The following is a 4,295-nucleotide window of genomic DNA, read 5'->3' as shown; positions in this document are numbered from 1 at the left end:
TTGGTAAAGAAACGCAAGTGTATCGTTATTTCGGACAAGAACGTAACAATACTACATACAACTTAGCACGCATGAATATGTTATTACATGATGTGCGTTATGAGAACTTCGAGATTCGTAATGATGACACATTGGAAAATCCAGCCTTTTTAGGCAATACATTTGATGCGGTTATTGCGAACCCACCATACAGTGCGAAATGGACAGCAGATTCAAAATTTGAAAATGATGAACGATTCAGTGGTTACGGCAAGCTTGCGCCAAAATCCAAAGCAGACTTTGCCTTTATTCAACACATGGTACATTACCTAGACGATGAAGGTACCATGGCAGTCGTACTCCCACATGGTGTATTATTCCGTGGTGCCGCAGAAGGTGTGATTCGTCGCTATTTAATAGAAGAAAAGAACTACTTAGAAGCCGTGATTGGGTTACCAGCCAATATTTTCTATGGGACAAGTATTCCAACATGTATTTTAGTATTTAAAAAATGTCGCCAACAAGACGACAACGTACTATTTATCGATGCATCCAATGATTTTGAAAAAGGAAAAAATCAAAACCATTTAACCGATGCCCAAGTCGAACGCATTATTAACACATATAAGCGTAAGGAAACAATTGATAAATATAGCTACAGCGCGACACTACAAGAGATTGCCGATAACGATTACAACCTAAACATACCGAGATATGTCGATACATTCGAAGAAGAAGCACCAATAGATTTAGATCAAGTCCAACAAGATTTGAAAAATATCGACAAAGAAATCGCAGAAGTTGAACAAGAAATCAATGCATACCTGAAAGAACTTGGGGTGTTGAAAGATGAGTAATACACAAAAGAAAAATGTGCCAGAGTTGAGATTCCCAGAGTTTGAAGGCGAATGGGAAGAGAAGCAGTTAGGGAATATTATAAAAGTTAATTCTGGAAAAGATTATAAACATTTGGATAAAGGCGATATACCAGTCTATGGTACTGGCGGTTATATGACAAGTGTTTCAGAACCACTAAGTGAAATTGATGCTGTTGGTATTGGGAGAAAAGGGACTATAAACAAACCATATTTGCTTGAGGCGCCGTTTTGGACGGTGGATACATTATTTTATTGTACACCTAAAAAAGAAACAGACATACTATTTATATTAAGTTTATTTAGAAAAATAAACTGGAAAGTATACGATGAATCAACAGGTGTGCCAAGCTTAAGCAAACAAACCATTAATAAAATAAATAGATTTGTCCCTACAAATAAAGAGCAGCAAAAAATAGGCAAGTTCTTCAGCAAACTCGACCGGCAAATTGAATTAGAAGAACAAAAACTTGAATTACTTCAACAACAGAAAAAAGGCTATATGCAGAAAATCTTCTCGCAAGAATTGCGATTCAAAGATGAGAATGGTAATGATTATCCAGATTGGACAAATGAAAGATTGGGTGAAGTTACAACTGTTACTATGGGACAAAGTCCGAAAAGTGTAAATTATACTGATAACTCAAATGATACGGTATTAATCCAAGGAAATGCTGATATAGAGAATGGATTAATTAATCCCCGTATTTATACAAGGGAAGTAACCAAATTAATTCAGAAGGACGAAATTATTTTAACTGTTAGAGCACCTGTAGGCAAATTAGCTATGGCACAAATTAATGCGTGCATTGGTAGAGGTGTATGCTCAATTAAAGGAGATAAATTTTTATATTATTTTCTAGAATGGTTTGCCACTCAAAATAAATGGATCCGTTTTTCACAGGGGAGTACATTTGAATCTATTTCAGGGAATGACATAAGAAATATACACATTAAAATACCAGTCGAAGATGAACGTACTAAAATTATAAAATTGTTAAATAGTTTAGATGTATTAAATTCAAAAACAGATTTAAAAATCCAAAACCTTAAACAGAGAAAACAATCGCTTCTACAAAAAATATTTGTTTAATAAGTCTATACAAAACCTCTCGCTAATTGAGTTAGTGAGGGGCTTTTTAATAAGTTTTTTAATTTTACGATATTAATGTCTAAAAAATAAGAATGCTATTGAAGACTTCTAGATCTGTTCAAAATGATATATTTTCAGAAACTTCAGTGTAGTTTACTTTTAGATATGCAAAATAATAATTAAATTATTAATTGGTAATATACTTATGATATGATAGAAGTGAAATAATCTATTTATATAACAATCTATTCAAGATATGTGTATCAATTTATTTCCATTCGTAAAAAAACACATTTAACATGAGATAATATATGTAGCGAGTTGCAAAATGTGTTTTAAATTAAACTATTCTATAGTAATTGTCATTACATGAAATAATAACAACATTAGGATTGGGATATATTTTTAACAAAAAACATAACATTGCAATGCATGAAAAGAACATAGACTAAGTTTTAAAATTCAATTTGAATCATTAATATTTTTTTAAGCTAATGGTTTAAAAATCTGATAGCACCATCAGACATACATCAATATTTAAGTATTAAGACTTATGATGAATTAATTGAAAAATAACACTTGGATAGAAACAAATAAAAATTAGGATCATCACTATTCATCTTTTCAGGTAAATTGAGGTAATAGATATGAAAAAGAATTATATATTTGTGATAGTTGTTGCAATATTAATATTACTAATTGTTATTGTATACGTGTTTCACAAAAGTAAAAAAGAACATTACATTGAAACACAAGAAAAACGAATCGATTTGTATTTTAAGCATAATCTTAACAATTATAAAAATATGAAGGTGACAGATTTTCATAAAACTCCGATGGGTGGGTATTTCATTGTAGGTTATATAAATGATGATAAAAAATATAAATTCCAAGCAAGTATAGATTCGGGAAGCAATAATCAATATCAGAAAGATATTGGTTACCATGAAGATAAATTAGGCAAATTATTCAAAGAAAAAGACCCTAAATATAAACTCTCAGTCGATGAAATAATTGAAAAAGAACACTTAGACAAAAGTGAATATGAAGCCGATCCACCGTTATTTTTCTTTTCAGGTCCAATTGAATAAATGTTATGGATAGAATGGATGAAAAATATAATTATTTAAATTTTAAAGTAAACCTGATCATGATTTAAGATTATAAGAAAGAAAAATTGACTAATGTTAAAACCAACAGTCATATGATTTGCAACGTTTATACAATCATCGTAAAACTCAGTATGCTTAATTTATTTAAAATGTTTGTCAATAAGTCCAGTGAAAAGGAGATTGATTTTTTGAATAAAAAATCTCTTATGATTGTAATTATAATTTTAATATTGATTCTAGGCGGAATCTTTTTGAAGATGAAATACGACGAAAAGAAATATTATGATGAACAAAAAGAAAGAATAATAATTTATATGAAGTATAATGTTAAAGGGTTTAAAGAAATACAATTCGAGGAACAAAAAGAAAACCCTTTAGATGGATTTGTTATTACAGGTTATATAAATAATGACAAGACTAATACTTTTTCAGCGCATATGTGGTCTGAAGATAATTATCAATTTGAATACATCTCATCATATAGTGATAAACTGGATAGAATGATGATAAAAGATGAAAAACAGTTTCAGAATTAAAGAAGAAGATAAATAAAAAAGATGAAAATTAAAGTTTTAGTTACAGTAATATTAATAATTATAGTATTAGCTATATATTTGAAAATAGGACATGATGAAAAAGAACAATACTATAATGAGCAAAAAGAAAGAATAACGATTTATATGAAGCACAATGTGAAAGGTTATAAAAATATAAGTTTTACTAATTTTAAAGAAAACCCAATGGATGGCTATTCTATTAGTGGTTATATAAATAATGATAAAAAGTTATCATTTACAGCTGGTATAAGATCTATTGATGATTTTCAATTTGATACCGATATTTCTTATACAGATGAATTAGGTAGAAAATTTATTGAAAATCCTAAGTCAGTTTCTGAAATAAAGAAAGAGCAAAATACGTCCAATAAATAATTGTTCATATTGTGATGAAACAAAAATATAAGTCATTAGATGAAATTAACCATGTTATAAATATTTGTAGTATCTATAAAAATCTCGACACTATTAAAATGATATAGTGCCGAGGTTTTCTTACTTATTTAGTTAATTAAAAGTTTATGCCAGATTCATAAGAATTTGTGACACTTTTAATAGTGTAACCTTTGATTATTACAATTTATCAAATGGTCCATTAGAAGGTATAAACAACAAAATAAAATTAATTAAACGTACATCTTTTGGTTATGGAAGTTACAATCATTTGCGCAATCGAATA

At 29.0% G+C, this 4,295-nt stretch carries 4 protein-coding genes and 2 pseudogenes; all 6 read left to right on the top strand.

Annotation, left to right across the window (positions count from 1 at the left end; genetic code table 11):
- Positions 1-836, top strand: an 836-nt coding sequence (locus HMPREF3247_RS07450) for a type I restriction-modification system subunit M (protein ID WP_070866221.1), incomplete at its 5' end; no start/stop codon positions are given.
- The gene (locus HMPREF3247_RS07445; RefSeq protein WP_000072558.1) at positions 829-1,947 is read left to right on the top strand and encodes a restriction endonuclease subunit S; all 1,119 of its coding nucleotides are present in this window, start codon (positions 829-831) and stop codon (positions 1,945-1,947) included. The genes HMPREF3247_RS07450 and HMPREF3247_RS07445, both read left to right, overlap by 8 nt.
- Positions 1,948-2,594: 647 nt before the next feature.
- Entirely contained in the window at positions 2,595-3,038 is a 444-nt protein-coding gene (locus tag HMPREF3247_RS07440; RefSeq protein WP_000742594.1) for a DUF1433 domain-containing protein, read from the top strand.
- Between the two features lie 209 nt (positions 3,039-3,247).
- Positions 3,248-3,627: pseudogene (locus HMPREF3247_RS07435) on the top strand (DUF1433 domain-containing protein).
- Positions 3,617-3,991, top strand: coding sequence for a DUF1433 domain-containing protein (locus HMPREF3247_RS07430; RefSeq protein ID WP_000695818.1), 375 nt, complete (start codon positions 3,617-3,619; stop codon positions 3,989-3,991). The pseudogene HMPREF3247_RS07435 and the gene HMPREF3247_RS07430 overlap by 11 nt, the downstream one beginning before the upstream one ends.
- Positions 3,992-4,178: 187 nt before the next feature.
- Positions 4,179-4,295, top strand: a pseudogene (locus HMPREF3247_RS14385) (transposase); the annotation flags it as partial.

Source organism: Staphylococcus sp. HMSC36A10, from assembly GCF_001838845.1.
In the GTDB taxonomy this organism is placed as follows: domain Bacteria; phylum Bacillota; class Bacilli; order Staphylococcales; family Staphylococcaceae; genus Staphylococcus; species Staphylococcus aureus.
This window is presented reverse-complemented; position numbering and strand designations above follow the sequence as displayed.

What these genes read in the sequence shown, in the direction of transcription:
- HMPREF3247_RS07445 (WP_000072558.1), top strand. Translation starts at nt 829, where the DNA reads ATGAGTAATACACAAAAGAAAAATGTGCCAGAGTTGAGATTCCCAGAG.
- HMPREF3247_RS07440 (WP_000742594.1), top strand. Translation starts at nt 2,595, where the DNA reads ATGAAAAAGAATTATATATTTGTGATAGTTGTTGCAATATTAATATTA.
- HMPREF3247_RS07430 (WP_000695818.1), top strand. Translation starts at nt 3,617, where the DNA reads ATGAAAATTAAAGTTTTAGTTACAGTAATATTAATAATTATAGTATTA.